The 16014-nt window shown below is 30.4% G+C and carries 18 protein-coding genes and 3 tRNA genes; 4 read left to right on the top strand and 17 right to left on the bottom strand.

Features of this window, described 5'->3' with window-relative positions; all coding sequences use genetic code 11:
• Position 1: 1 nt before the first annotated feature.
• The 3 genes from HF295_RS06695 to HF295_RS06685 all read right to left on the bottom strand — a co-directional run bounded on the left by HF295_RS06695 (position 2) and on the right by HF295_RS06685 (position 1691).
• A complete protein-coding gene (locus HF295_RS06695) occupies positions 2-1036 on the bottom strand; it encodes a V-type ATPase subunit (RefSeq protein ID WP_312031400.1) in 1035 nt (344 codons plus the stop codon).
• Positions 1036-1365: a hypothetical protein gene (locus HF295_RS06690; RefSeq protein WP_312031399.1), complete on the bottom strand. Its 330-nt coding sequence runs from the start codon at positions 1363-1365 to the stop codon at positions 1036-1038. Before HF295_RS06690 ends, HF295_RS06695 begins: the two co-directional genes overlap by 1 nt.
• 110 nt (positions 1366-1475) lie before the next feature.
• On the bottom strand, positions 1476-1691 hold the full coding sequence (locus HF295_RS06685) for a heavy-metal-associated domain-containing protein (RefSeq protein WP_312031398.1): 216 nt from the start codon (positions 1689-1691) through the stop codon (positions 1476-1478).
• A 297-nt stretch (positions 1692-1988) separates the two neighbouring features.
• On the opposite strand from HF295_RS06685, the gene HF295_RS06680 reads away from it, so the two are divergent.
• From HF295_RS06680 to HF295_RS06665, 4 genes are all read left to right on the top strand, one after another.
• Entirely contained in the window at positions 1989-2465 is a 477-nt protein-coding gene (locus HF295_RS06680; RefSeq protein WP_312031397.1) for a hypothetical protein, read from the top strand.
• Between the two features lie 220 nt (positions 2466-2685).
• Positions 2686-2916, top strand: a complete 231-nt coding sequence (locus tag HF295_RS06675; RefSeq protein ID WP_312031396.1) for a hypothetical protein — start codon at positions 2686-2688, stop codon at positions 2914-2916.
• Positions 2913-3095 (top strand): hypothetical protein, encoded by a 183-nt coding sequence (locus HF295_RS06670; RefSeq protein ID WP_312031395.1) that lies wholly within the window; start codon positions 2913-2915, stop codon positions 3093-3095. Before HF295_RS06675 ends, HF295_RS06670 begins: the two co-directional genes overlap by 4 nt.
• Before the next feature lie 17 nt (positions 3096-3112).
• On the top strand, positions 3113-4042 hold the full coding sequence (locus HF295_RS06665) for a hypothetical protein (RefSeq protein WP_312031394.1): 930 nt from the start codon (positions 3113-3115) through the stop codon (positions 4040-4042).
• A gap of 1019 nt (positions 4043-5061) precedes the next feature.
• Here HF295_RS06665 and HF295_RS06660 read toward each other — a convergent pair.
• The 14 genes from HF295_RS06660 to HF295_RS06595 form a co-directional block, all read right to left on the bottom strand.
• On the bottom strand, positions 5062-5808 hold the full coding sequence (locus HF295_RS06660; RefSeq protein ID WP_312031393.1) for a hypothetical protein: 747 nt from the start codon (positions 5806-5808) through the stop codon (positions 5062-5064).
• Between the two features lie 246 nt (positions 5809-6054).
• Positions 6055-6384, bottom strand: a complete 330-nt coding sequence (locus HF295_RS06655) for a hypothetical protein (RefSeq protein ID WP_312031392.1) — start codon at positions 6382-6384, stop codon at positions 6055-6057.
• Between the two features lie 5 nt (positions 6385-6389).
• Positions 6390-7358, bottom strand: a complete 969-nt coding sequence (locus tag HF295_RS06650; RefSeq protein ID WP_312031391.1) for an RHS repeat-associated core domain-containing protein — start codon at positions 7356-7358, stop codon at positions 6390-6392.
• 184 nt (positions 7359-7542) lie between these two features.
• Positions 7543-7932 (bottom strand): hypothetical protein, encoded by a 390-nt coding sequence (locus HF295_RS06645; RefSeq protein WP_312031390.1) that lies wholly within the window; start codon positions 7930-7932, stop codon positions 7543-7545.
• Between the two features lie 23 nt (positions 7933-7955).
• Complete coding sequence (locus HF295_RS06640) at positions 7956-8747, bottom strand: RHS repeat-associated core domain-containing protein (protein WP_312031389.1); 792 nt, start codon at positions 8745-8747, stop codon at positions 7956-7958.
• Between the two features lie 384 nt (positions 8748-9131).
• Positions 9132-9216, bottom strand: a tRNA-Tyr gene (locus tag HF295_RS06635).
• Between the two features lie 109 nt (positions 9217-9325).
• A complete protein-coding gene (locus tag HF295_RS06630; RefSeq protein WP_312031388.1) occupies positions 9326-10438 on the bottom strand; it encodes an alkaline phosphatase family protein in 1113 nt (370 codons plus the stop codon).
• A complete protein-coding gene (locus HF295_RS06625; protein ID WP_312031387.1) occupies positions 10438-11844 on the bottom strand; it encodes an MATE family efflux transporter in 1407 nt (468 codons plus the stop codon). The genes HF295_RS06630 and HF295_RS06625 overlap by 1 nt, the downstream gene beginning before the upstream one ends.
• A gap of 69 nt (positions 11845-11913) precedes the next feature.
• Positions 11914-11989, bottom strand: a tRNA-Thr gene (locus tag HF295_RS06620).
• Between the two features lies 1 nt (position 11990).
• Positions 11991-12066 (bottom strand) — tRNA-Val (locus HF295_RS06615).
• Between the two features lie 83 nt (positions 12067-12149).
• Positions 12150-13406 (bottom strand): triphosphoribosyl-dephospho-CoA synthase, encoded by a 1257-nt coding sequence (locus HF295_RS06610; RefSeq protein ID WP_312031386.1) that lies wholly within the window; start codon positions 13404-13406, stop codon positions 12150-12152.
• Complete coding sequence (locus HF295_RS06605; protein WP_312031385.1) at positions 13387-14913, bottom strand: citrate lyase subunit alpha; 1527 nt, start codon at positions 14911-14913, stop codon at positions 13387-13389. Before HF295_RS06605 ends, HF295_RS06610 begins: the two co-directional genes overlap by 20 nt.
• Positions 14914-14921: 8 nt before the next feature.
• The gene (locus HF295_RS06600) at positions 14922-15767 is read right to left on the bottom strand and encodes an HpcH/HpaI aldolase/citrate lyase family protein (protein WP_312031384.1); all 846 of its coding nucleotides are present in this window, start codon (positions 15765-15767) and stop codon (positions 14922-14924) included.
• Positions 15760-16014 (bottom strand): citrate lyase ACP, encoded by a 255-nt coding sequence (locus HF295_RS06595; protein ID WP_312031383.1) that lies wholly within the window; start codon positions 16012-16014, stop codon positions 15760-15762. The genes HF295_RS06600 and HF295_RS06595 overlap by 8 nt, the downstream gene beginning before the upstream one ends.

Below are 16014 nucleotides of genomic sequence, written 5' to 3'. Positions count from 1 at the left end.
CTCAATATATCAGCATGCGCTTGATATCAGCCTTGCTGATGTCATACCTAATACCTTCAATAATATTAAAGATATTTGCTTGTTCAATTTCATTTAAGAAAATAAAAACTGTATATACAATAGCGGGTTCAGTAGAGAAATACATATACCTTTTCGCCAAATGATATTTAATACGTTCTGCTTGATATTCAATATAAACGTAGTCATCTTCATCAATAAAATCTTGATACTGTGATTTTGAAATCACAGTTAAAACATCATTAGGATTTTTTAACTCTATAAGTTCCTGTAATTGTTCTTTACTCATCCTAATATTTTCAGTAATCATGGCCTTCCAAATTTCTTCTTCAGGCGCATCATAAAACTTCTTTAAACGGTAAATTTTGATTATATTATCAACTTCAACCTTGGTTTGGTATATATCCATTAATCTTTTTCTTAATTTACCTTTAAAATAAAAATTAATTCTTTCAACAACAATGTTATGATACTTTGCCATCATAGCATGTTCAATATCAGCATATTTAATCATCATTGGGTCATCTTTATAAAAAGGTTGTAAGATATCATAATATCTTGTATCTTTTAAATTAAATAATAAATCACGAAAAGTTAGAGACTTAGTTACCTTTTCAATATCGAAACTCGCATGTTTCTTAAAAAATAAAGGTAAATCTCTAACAGAACTTTTAATATCACCAGATATTACAGATCTTAGACTTGATAAAACAATTTCAATTTCACGTTTAATCATATCCAATTCATAAAATTTTCGATCTTTGGTTGAAATAAAACTTACAATCTTTGCCACATTAAAAAAATAAGATTTTCTAATAAGTTCTTCCAATTGACCTCGATGAATTGTATTTTCATAAACTTCATTTAAAGTATTTGAATATTTATTATTTCTTTTTAAATAAGCAACCACTTCAGAAAGCTGATTATATTTTAATAACTCTTCGTAATCTTCAGGTTTTAACCTGTCCTTATACATAGATTTAGCTTTAGATATGATTGCGTTGCCAGCAAAGTTCACTATAACTCATCCTTCATATCAAAGTTAACACAGTATTCATAAAGATCATTTATCCATTCATCATGGTGTTTATCAAAAACCATCTCAATTTCTTTCATTGAAATTTGATATTTAGATTTAGCTTGATCTTCAGCTTCAGAAATTTGTTTATCCATTTCAGCTTTTTTCTTAGCAAAAATATCATTAGCTTCTTTTCTGTATTTACTTTCGATTTCCTGACGCTTTTCTCTAATAAATGAACCAATTTTACTTTTCTCATTTTCAAGAGCTTCAAGTTCTAATCTTTTTTGTTTATCAAGTTCAATGATATCACGAATTAAGTTTTCCACTTCATTCACCTCTTTAAGAATAATGACTATTATATTATAACACTTGTAATTTTTTTTCCAAGTCTTTTTTAAGGCTTTTTAACAAAGCAAAAAAAAAGCCCCATTGGGCTTTATTTTTTAGGTTCCGAAATATACTTTTCTACTTCATAATCGGTACCCTTTAAAGCCTGTTCAATGACTCTTTTCGAAACATAACCATCATAAGAAATCGAACAATCTTCATCTGAAACACGAACATTTTTTATACCATATATGTTATTGAAAATAGTTTCTAATTGTTTTTTGCATCCGCGACAGCAAATACCTTTTATAATTAGTTTTTTCATCATTATCCCACCCTTATATACTAATATTATAGTCCTTAAAACCACAACTGTCAATTGATTGCAAGGAATTAAGGATAAGAATATATTGATTAGTAAATTTAGGTAAGATGAATCAATTTTTGCAAAAAAAAATCAGCTTTCGCTGACAATAAAAATATGGTGGAGGGGGACAGTTTCGAACCGCCGAACCCGTAGGGAGCAGATTTACAGTCCGTACTCTAGTAAACTAATATCGACTGAATATAGCAAATCATTTTATGGTTTGCTTTTAATATATTATGTAAAGGAGTTCTCAATATGAAACAAAATTTATATCTATTCAACGGTAAAGACTATTTGTTATTTCCAAGACTCAAAAACAAAGAGATCATCATGAAACATGTCCAAACACAATCAAAACGCCGCATACCTTTTCAAACAAAGACAGCTGTCAGATTAAACTTTCATTCATGGTTAAATAACCAGGAGATTCGTTTGCCCAACACCTTTATCATCAAGGCTTCTGAATATGACCGGGATATCATAAAAGCATTAAAGACATTAGGTATCAATCCGCCCAAGAAATCAAAACTTAAAAATCTTATCTTGTTTCACAATATGAAAAACACATATAAACATATCCACCTAGATGACATCAACGAAACCTTGATTCCAACCATCCATTACAATGATATTCATAAAGTTGTTGATCACATTCAAGGTTCTATGCATGATCAGGTTGTTCACATGACTAAAAAGCCAGGTATGGGATTGTTTGCTGACCAGGTCTATTAAACCAAAAAAAGGGCTATAAGCCTTTGATAATTTCTCTTATTTCTTCAAATTCAAAAAATTCATCTTCATTTTTCAAAGAGTTTTTATAGTAAAAGGTGCTTAACCTTTTTAAGATGTTGTTTAATTTCATTTTATTCCTCCGATAGAATGTATATATTGTTGCCGCCAACCAACAAGCCAAACAACATCTTAAAGTGGTTAATCATATAAAGGAGTTCCTATGCCAAATAACAATCTATACAAAGGCAAGTTCATCATATCGATCTATGATAAGTACGACAACCTTGTGACTGTCCTTGATAATGCAAGAGAGTTTGCTTTCTTGTTCGATAAGTCATTCAATACTGCGACATCACTATTATCGAAACTATTCCATAAAAAAATACTCTCCTTCTATCATCATAAGACCATGCTTAAAGCTTTCTTCATCGAGGACAAAGACTACTCATGATTAAGACAGACAAGATAAGAAAGATAGCCATGGTATTAGTCCTTATTGCCCTACATTTTATCACCCTATCCATACTTATGATTTCAGACATTAATATAGGCTTTAATATCATCAATGTCATTATGAATCTATTCACTTATGTGATCATCACTAAACTTATAATCGATATTGCAAAATAAATGAAAGGAGCGACAATATGCGTTTTGAAGACAAACTACATGAACTGACTTATAACATCAGTGATAAAAGAGTCTTTTCACAAGAAGTCATTTCTATGATGAAGATAGCTTATGAAAAACACAAAGTCTCAATCCGTAAAATTGTCGGTTTTTTCTATCGTATGAATACAATGAATGATAACCAGGTACTTGATAAGCTTAATGATATGATTAGACAACAATATGACATCAAATTCCATAATGTTGGTAAAGAAAATGATGATGAATCAGTCTATCAAAGATATTATCAATGTGATCATGTGACTGAATGGTTAAAGCTTAAGCACTTGCTAATCGCTCACTTTCATTCAATCAAGAAATCTATCTCACATTTATCCAATCGATACATGGCCATTCAGCTTGGTTATATTAAACAAGATGAAACCAATAAAGACATCCTTAAAGAGAAGCGTGAGACTATTATTGTTGAGCAGCGCTTTAACTATGGTCAGAAAGGTTCTTATCATCAGATAAGAGCGAACTGGGATAGAATCATTGATTTATATCAAACATACAATGATAATGCAAAAGGATCCATACGTTTTAGAAAATCGATTAAATATAGAATTATCTCATTACTAAGAAACATTAAACAATTTGGTAATAACTTAAAGAAACTATTGAACAAACAAAAAAACAAATATCTTAAAGGCTTAATACTCCATAAAGAAGGTGAGGCATTCAACGAGGACAAACAAGTGCTCTTCCGGTGGTTAAAATCATTCCACTTCTTGGAAGTGATCCATGATAAGCTCACCACTGACTATATCATCCCAAAATTCACAGGTAAGAACCTATTATTAAAAGTTAAAGATGAGGATGTATATAGAGTATTAACCTATTTAGATGGAACTAAGACCAGGCTAGTAGGCTATGGTTACAATACAACAATTAAGCCGATATTTTAAATAGAAAAGAACCCATGATTCCTCCCATGGGTCTTTCGTAATATAGTTTTTCTCTCTTCTGAAGATGGATCATAACTTGATTCATCTTTTTTTTGGTTTAAACCCCTACTTTTCGTAGGTGATAATGCAATTAATCGTAAGTGATGCTAGTTTTACGTAGGTGATATATATAAAAACCGTAGTTCTATATTGGTATTATAATCGTTTCTTATATTAGATGTATTCTATATTTGATGAAGCGATGCTTCTTCAGGAATCATTATACAAAATTTTTGTATTTTTTTTGGAGATTTGGACCGCCAACAAGTTGTCGGTCTGTCATCACAAGTGATTTCTTCTTCGGCTTTGTCAAGCAAAGCCTAATAAGGATTAAATTTAATTATTAAGGTTGGCAAATCATAGATTTGCTTTTATTTCATAAGTTGAGCTGCCCGATACGGTGTATTATATGAATAAAAGTTTTTTGCAATAACCTATATATCATATTTTTAATCAATTATATAATATAAAGCTAAAAAGAGGGCTTGCTTATACACCATTATTATATTTATGCTCGATTCAATATCTTTTTTTGAATTTTAGCTATTGCCAGGTTTCTCTTCTTTTAAATATCGAGCGGTCTTTTTAAGGTTTCAAAACGTTCCATGTTACCAACATTGTCTTACCTAGGTTAACCATTATTCATTAAATCCTAATCACAATCTCATTTATTAATTCTTAACCTTGATTCGACCGTTATTTTACCATAATCATATTTATTGTGAAAATTATTATATGATTAACCATTAATTAAATTATCATCACACTTCTTCACTTCTTTTTTCTAGTGTTATCTTCTCTGTCTTCTGACACTTGACATAAAAAAACTTCCATACTTATTATTGTACAAAAGTTTCTTTTCTTTTTATTAAACGAGTTTTTCTTTATTTTGATAGCTCCGATTATAAACACTATATATGGATTGCTGAAGTTAACGAAAAAGTTTCTTACTTAAATGACTAATTTTTGACATGTGTAATCTATTTGATAAAATGAATCAAATTATAATAATCTGTATCTAACTCTTTAATGTTACGTCTTTTATATCTATCTAGATTAATATCGGAAAAACTAGAATTAGTACGGTTAATTATTCTAAAGTCATCCACGAAAGGTTTGTAACCAATTAATTTATATTTATTTGAATGAATAGTTACTTTTGTTTCAATCCATTGCTCTGGAAGTATATCATCTTTCATTTCAAACGTTTCACTCGGCAAAAATATAAGAATATGTTTTACTTTCACTAAATAGTATCGTGTTTTATCTGTCTTTAGTATAGCGTAAATGTAATATAACTTGTCCGCATCACAAATATATTGGTTATATACCTTATATGAAAACAAAGAATGACCACAAAGAATATCTTCTTTTTTTATTAAATCTTCAAAAATACCATAACTTCTCTTGATTGAATTGAATTTTTCATGCTTAAAAATTTGTTTTTCTTCATTGCTATCGTCTACAAACTTATCAAAATAATCTTCATACTTCTTTTTTAAATCAGTCATATCTTCTATATATTTTTTAAAAACTTGATAATCCCCTTTAGAAATCATGATCTTATTTTTCTTGAAAAAAAACATTGCAATATGAAGAGAAACTCCTGGTTCACCATAAATAATATGGTCTCTAATGTCTAATATTTTATTTTTGTTTAACTCTTCTCTGTTTGATAACCAAACAAGAACATAATCTACAAAGTTTACAAATTGTTCATATATCATACATTCTCACCTCATAATTTTCTTTATTAAATTGGGTATGTAGTATGTATCCAACCTATATCATTGATTACAACTTGTCAAAAGACAATACAATAAATAATACAACATAACTGAATTCTATGTTCCTTTTAACAACAATCTACCCCATTTAATCTGCATTCCCAATGGGATTATTATTTTTGAGAGAAAATAAATTTATTTTTTATAACTATCCTAAAAAAAATGGCTGCCAAACAATTAGTTATTTTAAAGCATAAATGAAAAATTCTTACATTTAAATTTTATGGTCGAGCCACTATTGAATAAAAACTCAAATTGATAGCCTTCATCTACACGGAAAATATCAACCCCATTTAATGAAGCATCTCCCCCCCAAGGATCAGTTTTCCTATATATTACATTAGCTACTTCAATAAAAATATATTTAACAAATCTTTTCTCTTTATAGGCAACAATTAAATCAATATCCATAACGACTTTCTTTTCCTCAATATTATGGGCAAAACAATTCACAATTATATCATGAGAATAAGGCATGCCTATTTCCTTTTCGGACAATTTCTCTATTTTTTTCATTTTTCTCACCACCCAACGTAATAGTATCCTGGATACAAATGCCCATATGGGTCCATAGCCCATGACTGTTTCACACCATTGGAAAAATAATGGTAATGATTTCCAAATTTTGGATCTTCATGAAATTCATAAACACTTTGAAATCTACCCGAAACAGTTTTACCCCATTTAACTATTTTTCCCTTATTCCCATCTATTTCCAATCGAACAAGATTTTCAGGATTATAATCACTAGGATTTTCGGGTAAATGTAAAACATAGTTACTATTAGTTTGAGATACACTGCCATGAACAATATTTCCTATCATCCAATGACTAGTAGGTCCATGACTTGATATCATGTTCCCCATACCAGAATTATAACCTGTGCTATAGACATCATTCACAGAAGCTGATGCCCCACCCGAAATTAGATGCTGTGAAGTCCCCATGCCTCTACCACCACATGGACCACCATCTTGATCAAAGAAATCTCCATCGCCGTCCACATCTTGATAAACACAATTATATCCTGTAGGGTCCATATTCATTACAGGGTTGTTTTCTGCATATGAATACATATTTAATCCAAGGATTGTATCACTTGATTGGACTATACCATCTGCATTAATAAACCGTCCTGTTTCAGGATTATAATATCTTGATTGTAAATAGTACAAACCAATATCGTTGTCATACCTAAATCCACGATATCTATAGGGATTAATCTCTGATAAGCCTAATCCCGAATCATACTCATAAATAGTATTACCATATGCATCATACTGATATTCTACCATTAAAGAACCAGCTGAATCAATAATATGTGTGATATCTCCAAATATATTTGTGACATAATAATACTCTGTGCCATTATGGTTAAATGAAATCAAAGTACCATCAATATCATATGTGTATCTTATCGTGTTTGAACCTGTTTTTTCAAGTAAAACTTTATAGCCATCTAAATAGTATTTGGTTAAAACACCATCCACTGTTTTAGAATTTCTTATATCAAACTGATTATATGTGAAACTAATGTTTGAAGTATCAGTTGAATAACCAGTTAAGCTTCTTCCTTCCCATGTAAATGTGATATTTGATTCTGTAGTTCTGCTATCAACAATTAATAAATTAATGCTTAAAACTAATTTCTATATGAATCTAGCAGATTAATTATTATTTAAATAAATTATTCTCTTTAAAAAATCTCATCAAAGCTTCAGAATCATTCAGTAAAAGATTATCATAATGATCACTATCATTTACAAGTAACTCATATCCTATCAAATGATACATTCTATTATTTATTCTTAAATCCTTCTCTATCCAATTATTAGGAATCTTTGATTCAATCAATTCAAAACATTCCGAATGTATAAAGTGAATTAATTGACCAGAATAAATCAAATACTTTTTATTACAAACACTATCTAAAATGGCATATACATTATATGTATGTCCAACAACAATCTCGTTTGAGTAATTTACCCTAGTTAATTTACCATTTGTATCTAATACTAAATCATTGTCTACGTCACTCATTACTTTTATACATCTAACCTTCATAATAAATTCTCCTTAAACATGAGTTATCTTGTGAACTTAAAATCTCCATACATATCAGTTATATGATTATAATTAAAATGTATTACTGATACATATCCTGTTTCTGAACTAAAAACGCTCTGATATTTATTCCAACCATTCACGCCTCTCCACCTATTATCTGTCAAATCAATATCTAATTTTTCAATATCATTATACTTAATAAAAGGATCTCTCTTTACCTGTTCCATATGTAATTTTTCAATTAAATTACTTGGTTCTGTCCTAGCATTGTTACTAGAAGCTGGCTTTAAAACTGGTTCCCCAACAGGGTACTCATTCCCATAAGAATATACCCCGTTCATCCAATGACTAGTAGGTCCATGACTTGATATCATGTTCCCCATACCAGAATTATAACCTGTGCTATAGACATCATTCACAGAAGCTGATACCCCACCTGAACTTAAATGCTGTGAAGTTCCCATGCCTCTACCACCACATGGACCACCATCTTGATCAAAGAAATCTCCATCGCCATCCACATCTTGATAAACACAATTATATCCTGTAGGATCCATATTCATTACAGGGTTGTTTTCTGCATATGAATACATATTTAATCCAAGGATTGTATCGCTTGATTGGACTATACCATCTGCATTAATAAATCGACCTGTTTCCGGATTATAATATCTTGATTGTAAATAATACAAACCAATATCGTTGTCATACCTAAATCCACGATATCTATATGGATTAATCTCTGATAAGCCTAATCCCGAATCATATTCATAAATAGTATTACCATATGCATCATACTGATATTCTACCATTAAAGAACCAGCTGAATCAATAATATGTGTGATATCTCCAAATATATTTGTAACTCAATACAAAGTTCCATGATAATTTGGGCTGATTAAAAAAATTTTGAGGACAGGTTACAAAAAAGAATAGAAGTCATAATTGAAAATAACTATATTCTATTATAAAAATGATTCTATCAAAAAAAGTCACTCACTTTGAGTGAACTTATAATTTTTTTTATATCATCATCAGTCATTGACATTCCTTTCTCATATCTTGAAATCTGAGATTAGTCTACGTTTATTTTTCTTGCTACTACTCATTGTGAATCCCTGTTTTTTCTCTAATTTCTTTTAATCTTGTCTTTGATTCCATAAAAAAAATCAGCCATAAGCTGATCATTTAAAAGATGGTGGAGGGGGACGGTTTCGAACCGCCGAACCCGTAGGGAGCAGATTTACAGTCTGCCGCGTTTAGCCACTTCGCTACCCCTCCGTGTTTTTTACGCTATTACATTATAACAAATGGATTTTAAAAATACAAGATAAAATGTTCTTAATCTTATATTTTTTTTAAAATACAATCTCAAACTAGGCTGTATAGCCTAGTTTGAGTCATTCATAATCAATGGAATTAACATTTCATCTTTAGTTAAACCAGCGTGTGTTGCTTTATGAGCTGGTTTATCTGATAAGTGAAATGCATATTTATCAATAGCTATAGAAAAATAATCGCCAATATACTCTTTAAATCTTGGGTGGATCTCTCCTACTCCAAATAAATCCATCTTTATTAATTCTTCACTTTTATACAAAACGAATTTATCTTTAAAATGCTTATTAAAAACAGTAGGGAAGTCTTCCATAAACTCTTCATTTACATAAAATGCAGTCGCTCTTGCTTCTATGGCGGGTTTTTCTTTAAGCATAGATAATAAATCTGTGTACTTATTAATTGTCACAGGTTCAATATCAATTTGGCCATGATCAGCTGTTAAAACAATAAGCGTATCATCTCCAACAGATTCAAACAAATGTTTAACAGCATCATTAACTTGAGAAATTTCATCATCTACTTCTTTAGATTCAGTACCAAAATCATGCAATTTTGAATCCACTTGGTCCCAATACATATAAATAAAGTGTTTTCGATCGTCTTCGATAAGTTTTAAACAGGTACCTACTTGCTTTGAAAAAGAATCATGCTCTTCTTGTTTAAATTTAGGGAAAATTTCATGTGTGAACACATCACTATTTTTTGATTCTATAAGTTCATATAATTTAGTATTTTTAACATATTTATCAGAAACATTATAATCATAAGTTCTTGTTTCATAATAATAATCAGAATTCAAGAAGAATACAACATGTCCTTTTTCTTCTTTAATGAATTGTTGCCAACCAATCCAAGCAGTTCTAATAGGTGGTAAACCTGTTAAAGCTGTTGTTGTCGCTGAAGTGGTTGTTGAAGGAAAAACAGTCGTTAAAACATCCTTTTGTTGTTTCACTAAAAAACTGGCTTTTTCATGATGTTTCTTTAAAATTTCACTGCCTAAAGCATCGACCAAGATAAAGATCACATTCTTAGGATTTTTACTTAATCTTTGATCTAATAAATCAATACTTTTGTAAGCAAAATCAATACCATAATGTTTTAAAATTGAAGATGAAATACTTAATAAAGAATGATCATAATCTGGAAAAACCAAATTTCTCATTAAATTGCCTCCCTTGTCTTTGGTATAAATTTAACTTTACTATATAAATATGTACCAAGTATTGCGGCTAAAACATTACTTAACAACATTGAATACCAAATACCTATGGCTCCTAAATCAAAGACATACATGGCCAACATAACAAATGGTAACCTAAAAATCCATAATCTTACAATAGCCAATATAAATGAATATTTAGTTTCTCCACTACCTTGGAAGGTGTTTAAGAATGTTTGGAACAAGGCCATTAAAGGTAAACCAATACCTATATATAAAGTATAAGTCGCTGCATGTTTAATAGCTAAAGCATCTTCACTAAATAGTTTAACAATAGGCACCCTAAAAGGCAAGATAATTGCTACACCAATAATCATCATAATCACACCAAGCAGTATACCTTGTTTAACAGTTTCCTTGGCACGTCTAACATTACCTGCACCAACATTTTGAGCTATATATATAGCCACTATAGTTGAAACGGCTGATACTGGGAACATAACCAATGAATTGATTCTATTTCCAATATAGAAAGCCGCTGAAACTTCTTGCCCTAATGAAAATATCGTAAAATTCAATACAACAAAACCAATGGCTTGAATCGATTGACCTAAAGAAGCAGGTATACCTATATTAAAGATATCTTTAATGACAACTTTATTTAATTGATTAATTTTAAATTTAACTGAAATACCTGTCTTAGGTTTAATTAAATAATAGACCATCCAAGGAATTAAAACAACTTGTGCAACCACAGTGGCAGTAGCCGCTCCGGCAACGCCCATATTTAATTCTAAAACCAATATTGGTGTCAAAATCATATTTAATAACAAACCAGCTGCACTAATAATAACAGGGGTCACAGTATCACCAGTTGCCCTTCTAATGGCTTGAAATGCAAAAGACATAAACAAGACTGGCAACTCAAAAGACCTAATTCGAAGATATGTAATGGCATAACCATACACTCTATCATTATCTGCCACTGTAGCTAATATTTGTGGCGCGAAAATAAAAGATATCATATTAAAAACAACACCCAAGAACAAAGCTATAAATAAGGTGTTATTAGCAAATTTCTTTGCATTAACATAATCCCCTTTACCAACATACTGACCAACCAAGGCATTACCAGCAACTGACAAACCCATACCAAATGAAATAAAGACAAAGAATATTGGCCAAGTTAATGAAACAGCACTTTGCATAGCTGTCGCAATTGAGGCAATTTCATTATTAGCATCAATAAAAGTACCAGAAACTCTTCCTAAAAATATCCCATCAACAATATCATGTAATGTTTTTAATATATTGACTAAAAAGACAGGAAATGAAAGGTATAATAAACCCTTCCAAATGGGCTTTTTATTTAATATTAAGTCAGTTTTTTTATCCATAGTTTGTGCCATAACAACCCTCACAAAAAAAAATTGCGCACCTTTCAGTGCGCCAGAAATGCTTTCGCATTACAGTATAAATGGTGCCGAAAGCAGGACTTGAACCCGCAACCTACTGATTACAAGTCAGTTGCTCTACCAATTGAGCTATTTCGGCATGGTGGAGGATGACGGGCTCGAACCGCCGACCCTCTGCTTGTAAGGCAGATGCTCTCCCAGCTGAGCTAATCCTCCAAAAATCGCTCGCATAAAGATTTTACTATTTATTAATCATTATGTCAAGAGATATTTATATGAAAAAAAGAAATTTTATAATGTTACTGATTTAGATAGATTTTCTCATGTTTTTTGATTAAATGATCCACAAAAATTGTCACAATTAACAAATCTGCAGACCCACCAAAAGACCATTTATTTTCTATGCAATAATTTGATAAAGTTTCAACTTGATCAAAGTTAGATAAATCTAAATTCTTAAATAATTTCTTAATTTCAAGATATTGACCATATTCACCAGCGCGTTTTAAAAGATTTGTATCTTCGATATCAATAATATATTTTACCAAGACCTCCAAGAGTGACATATTTGCAAAAGATCTTAAAACATTTTGAACATGTATATAGCCTGATAAGGCTTCACCCTTAGCACCTTTAATCTCGTATTTTTCATTGGCGATTTCACCAAATGTATCATATTTTTTCTGATTACTGCTCAATACCAATTTGGCTACAATTTTAATCAAAGCAAAAAAATCATCTTCAGTCTGCCTTGAAATATAATACCCATAAGTCAGTATTAATAAAGACAAATGAAAAATTAAACCCTTATAAGCGTTAACGCCTTTTGTGGCATTAAACATTGCTGCTTCTGCTTCTTGACCCAATTTAATAAACAAAGAAATTTCTTGTTCTAAGTCCTTAATCAAAAGACTTTTCTTAAATATCTCTAATAGATATGGAATAATAGCCTCTTTTGCTTTACGCATGAGTTGATAATCCATATCATCGTGTGATCCTTTTGTTCGAATGGTAACCAAACCAAATTTAGGATCTAGGATTAACTCTTTTTCTATAGCTTCATTCAATATACTAGTCAAATCATTAATATAATAATTCATCGTTTGTTTAGCAATAAAATCGACGAGTTCATTTAATGAATGTTTTTTCTCCCTAACACAAACATGGGCTAATTCATCACACAAATAGCATTTTCTTTTATGCTTTCTTGATATCAAACCATTTTGACCATAAACATCTATATCTAAAAATCTTCCCAATTCATAAGTTTCTTCATAATAGATTAACTTCATTTTAAGATCATCAGCTATTTCCGAACTTGTAATCAAATAATATGGACCATCTTCAGAATGAATGAATTCTTTATTTGTATAAGAAAATGCAAAATCATCTATTTTTAATGAATGAATAATTAAATTAGCTAGATAATGATTTTTATTTTTACCAGGAAAATTGACACGAACTAGCACAATTGTCTGATGATTCCTTAGTTTTTCTTGAATAAGGAGGTATCTTTGTTCTCTAGCTTCTAATATTTTATCTGATATAGTCATCATGTACTTTTCTTAAAAGATCAATCACTGTTCCATCTCTATATTCTACATGGCCAATGATTTTTTCTCCTTTTTTTACTTTTGAAGGAACCCCAATCATTTCATAGGTTTTATTTAATAATTCTTCCATAGTCAAAATATTGATTTTAGAATCTTTTAATTTTTCTAACAAATCTATTCTCTTTGGATTAACAGCTATGCCACGTTCAGTTACAAATATATCAACATCTTCACCTGGAGTAGTTACAGTAAAGACTTCTTCTCTAACAATAGGAATTCTTGATTTAACCAAAGGCGATATAACGATGGTTACATCAGCGCCTTTAGCAATATCTGAATGACCACCCGAACCTCCGATGATATATCCCATAGAATCTGTAGTTACGTTCACATTAAAATTTAAATCTATTTCAGTAGCCCCTAAGATAACAAAATCTAACTTATCAGCAATAATATCTTTTTCATAAGGATTACCATATTTTGAAGATGACATTGCCAAATGATTTTTATTTCTATTAAATGACTTCACAGCTTCTAGATCAAAACATTGGACATCATATAAATTTTCAAACAAACCAGCTTCTAGCATATCTACATATGCCTTAGTAATACCACCTGAAGCAAAAGAACCTTTTATATTCTTTTCCCTCATTATTTTTTCTACTTGTGATACAACAGCCAAAGAAGTCTTACCAGCCCCTGTTTGCATGGAAAAACCATCTTTTATCAAATTAAGTTTATCTAACAAAATAGAAGTATCTTTAGCTATTTTTAAACCTATAGGATCTTTGGTGATTTGTGTTGTCCCTGAAACGATCCCACCAGCATCGCCAATAGAATCTACCACTAAAACACCATCTACATAAGACCCATCTAATTGAAATGTTTCTAAAGAATCAACAAGATTATCTGTTACTAAAACAACCTTTTTTGCATACTCTAAGTCAGGAATTATATAACCAAGAGTTCCACAAGCATTTGGCCCTATTGCGCCATATCCATTGCCTCTTTTATCAACTGTTGGACAAGCAATAAAAGCCACATCTATTATTAAATCACCACTTTCAATGAGCCTTGCCCTTCCCCCATGAGTGTTCATAATAATTTGCCCATCTAAATAACCTTGACTAATGATTTTAGCAACATCACCATTTAAATAATTAGTATGAATATTGGTAATGTTTTTATTTATAATTAAATCAACCATTTCTGTATAGGATGGAAAAATCGATGATGGCGCATAATGTAAATTCTTTAAATCTCTTTCTTTGACTACTTTTGAGACATTTTGTAATACTTTATCACCATTCCTCAAATGATGATGAAAGGATAAAGTAGAACCATTAGAAATATTAAAAAAATCAAAAACATGTTCATAAGAATCAAAAAATTGAACCTTTGAATGTTTTTGCTTTTTTTCTATTAATTTTCTTGAATGATTTTTATAATCACTTGAACTAACAAATACTTTTAAATCATCAGGTATCTCTCTATTAACACCATTAAGCATCATATCACCTACAATAAATCGAAGAATTTTGCTTTTTCTAATATTTTATAAGCCTTATCAATAACCGGTTTATCAACCATTTTTCCTTTAAATTGAAAAACCCCTTTGCCTGACTTTTCAGCTAAGTCAACAACACCTTTGGCCCATTCAATCATTTTAGTGCTTGGAGAAAAGATTTCATTAATCTTTTCTAATTGATTTGGATGAATTGCAGTCTTAGCTTTCATACCTAAACTTTGGGCATTTTGACAATCCCATTCTAAGCCTTCTGTATCTGAGATATCTGTGAAAGGCGTATCGATCGGAATGATTTTATTAGCTATTGCTGCATAGATCACCTGTGATCTTGCAAATTGAATTTCATCACCTTTGATACTTCTTTCAATTTCTAACTCATTGGTTAAATCCTCTGCTCCTAACAATAAAGCCTCTACTCTAGAGTGTTTAGCAAGTTCATTGACTTCTAAAACAGCCTTTGTTTCTTCAATTAAACAAATCACTTTTGTTTGCTTTAATTCATATTTTTTCTCAAAATTAGATAACAATTTATCTAAGACAAATAAAGAAATCATATTTGACTTAGGTAATAAAATATAATCTATTTTTTTTGATAACAAGAGTTTTAAATCATCTTGAATATATTCGGTGTTAACAGGATTAACTCTTAAAACAATTTGTTTAGGTAAAGATTTAGTTGTTAGTAAATAGGTTTCAACTAGGTTTCTTGCATTATCTTTTTCACTAACAGAAACAGCATCTTCTAAATCAAAAATAATGCCGTCACTCATAAAAATATCAGCATTTTGCAACATTGATGGGTTATTACCTGGAATAAATAACAATGATCTAAACATCTTTTCTCATCCTTCTTATAGCTACAATTAACCTAGCTCTAATAGTATAATCCAAAGCCCCTAAGTCTTCTATAGTGACCTCAATATTCTCTACTTTTTCTTCTCTTAAAGTATCTTCAACTGTTTTTAATATTTGGTCATAGAACAAATGACCCACAATACTGTCAATGTGGATCTTTGTTTTATCACTTTTTTTAATGGTTACAAGACAATCATTTGATTCTTTCGAACCAGCTTGATAAATCAT

Source organism: Hujiaoplasma nucleasis (assembly GCF_013745115.1).
Taxonomy (GTDB): Bacteria; Bacillota_I; Bacilli_A; order Izemoplasmatales; family Hujiaoplasmataceae; genus Hujiaoplasma; species Hujiaoplasma nucleasis.
Note: the sequence above shows the minus strand (reverse complement) of the source record. Positions and strands in the feature narration are given on the sequence as shown.

What these genes read in the sequence shown, in the direction of transcription:
- HF295_RS06685 (WP_312031398.1), bottom strand. Translation starts at nt 1,691, where the DNA reads ATGAAAAAACTAATTATAAAAGGTATTTGCTGTCGCGGATGCAAAAAA.
- HF295_RS06680 (WP_312031397.1), top strand. Translation starts at nt 1,989, where the DNA reads ATGAAACAAAATTTATATCTATTCAACGGTAAAGACTATTTGTTATTT.
- HF295_RS06675 (WP_312031396.1), top strand. Translation starts at nt 2,686, where the DNA reads ATGCCAAATAACAATCTATACAAAGGCAAGTTCATCATATCGATCTAT.
- HF295_RS06670 (WP_312031395.1), top strand. Translation starts at nt 2,913, where the DNA reads ATGATTAAGACAGACAAGATAAGAAAGATAGCCATGGTATTAGTCCTT.
- HF295_RS06665 (WP_312031394.1), top strand. Translation starts at nt 3,113, where the DNA reads ATGCGTTTTGAAGACAAACTACATGAACTGACTTATAACATCAGTGAT.
- HF295_RS06660 (WP_312031393.1), bottom strand. Translation starts at nt 5,808, where the DNA reads ATGATATATGAACAATTTGTAAACTTTGTAGATTATGTTCTTGTTTGG.
- HF295_RS06655 (WP_312031392.1), bottom strand. Translation starts at nt 6,384, where the DNA reads ATGAAAAAAATAGAGAAATTGTCCGAAAAGGAAATAGGCATGCCTTAT.
- HF295_RS06645 (WP_312031390.1), bottom strand. Translation starts at nt 7,932, where the DNA reads ATGAAGGTTAGATGTATAAAAGTAATGAGTGACGTAGACAATGATTTA.
- HF295_RS06640 (WP_312031389.1), bottom strand. Translation starts at nt 8,747, where the DNA reads ATGGTAGAATATCAGTATGATGCATATGGTAATACTATTTATGAATAT.
- HF295_RS06630 (WP_312031388.1), bottom strand. Translation starts at nt 10,438, where the DNA reads ATGAGAAATTTGGTTTTTCCAGATTATGATCATTCTTTATTAAGTATT.
- HF295_RS06625 (WP_312031387.1), bottom strand. Translation starts at nt 11,844, where the DNA reads ATGGCACAAACTATGGATAAAAAAACTGACTTAATATTAAATAAAAAG.
- HF295_RS06610 (WP_312031386.1), bottom strand. Translation starts at nt 13,406, where the DNA reads ATGATGACTATATCAGATAAAATATTAGAAGCTAGAGAACAAAGATAC.
- HF295_RS06605 (WP_312031385.1), bottom strand. Translation starts at nt 14,913, where the DNA reads ATGCTTAATGGTGTTAATAGAGAGATACCTGATGATTTAAAAGTATTT.
- HF295_RS06600 (WP_312031384.1), bottom strand. Translation starts at nt 15,767, where the DNA reads ATGTTTAGATCATTGTTATTTATTCCAGGTAATAACCCATCAATGTTG.
- HF295_RS06595 (WP_312031383.1), bottom strand. Translation starts at nt 16,014, where the DNA reads ATGATTTATCAAGCTGGTTCGAAAGAATCAAATGATTGTCTTGTAACC.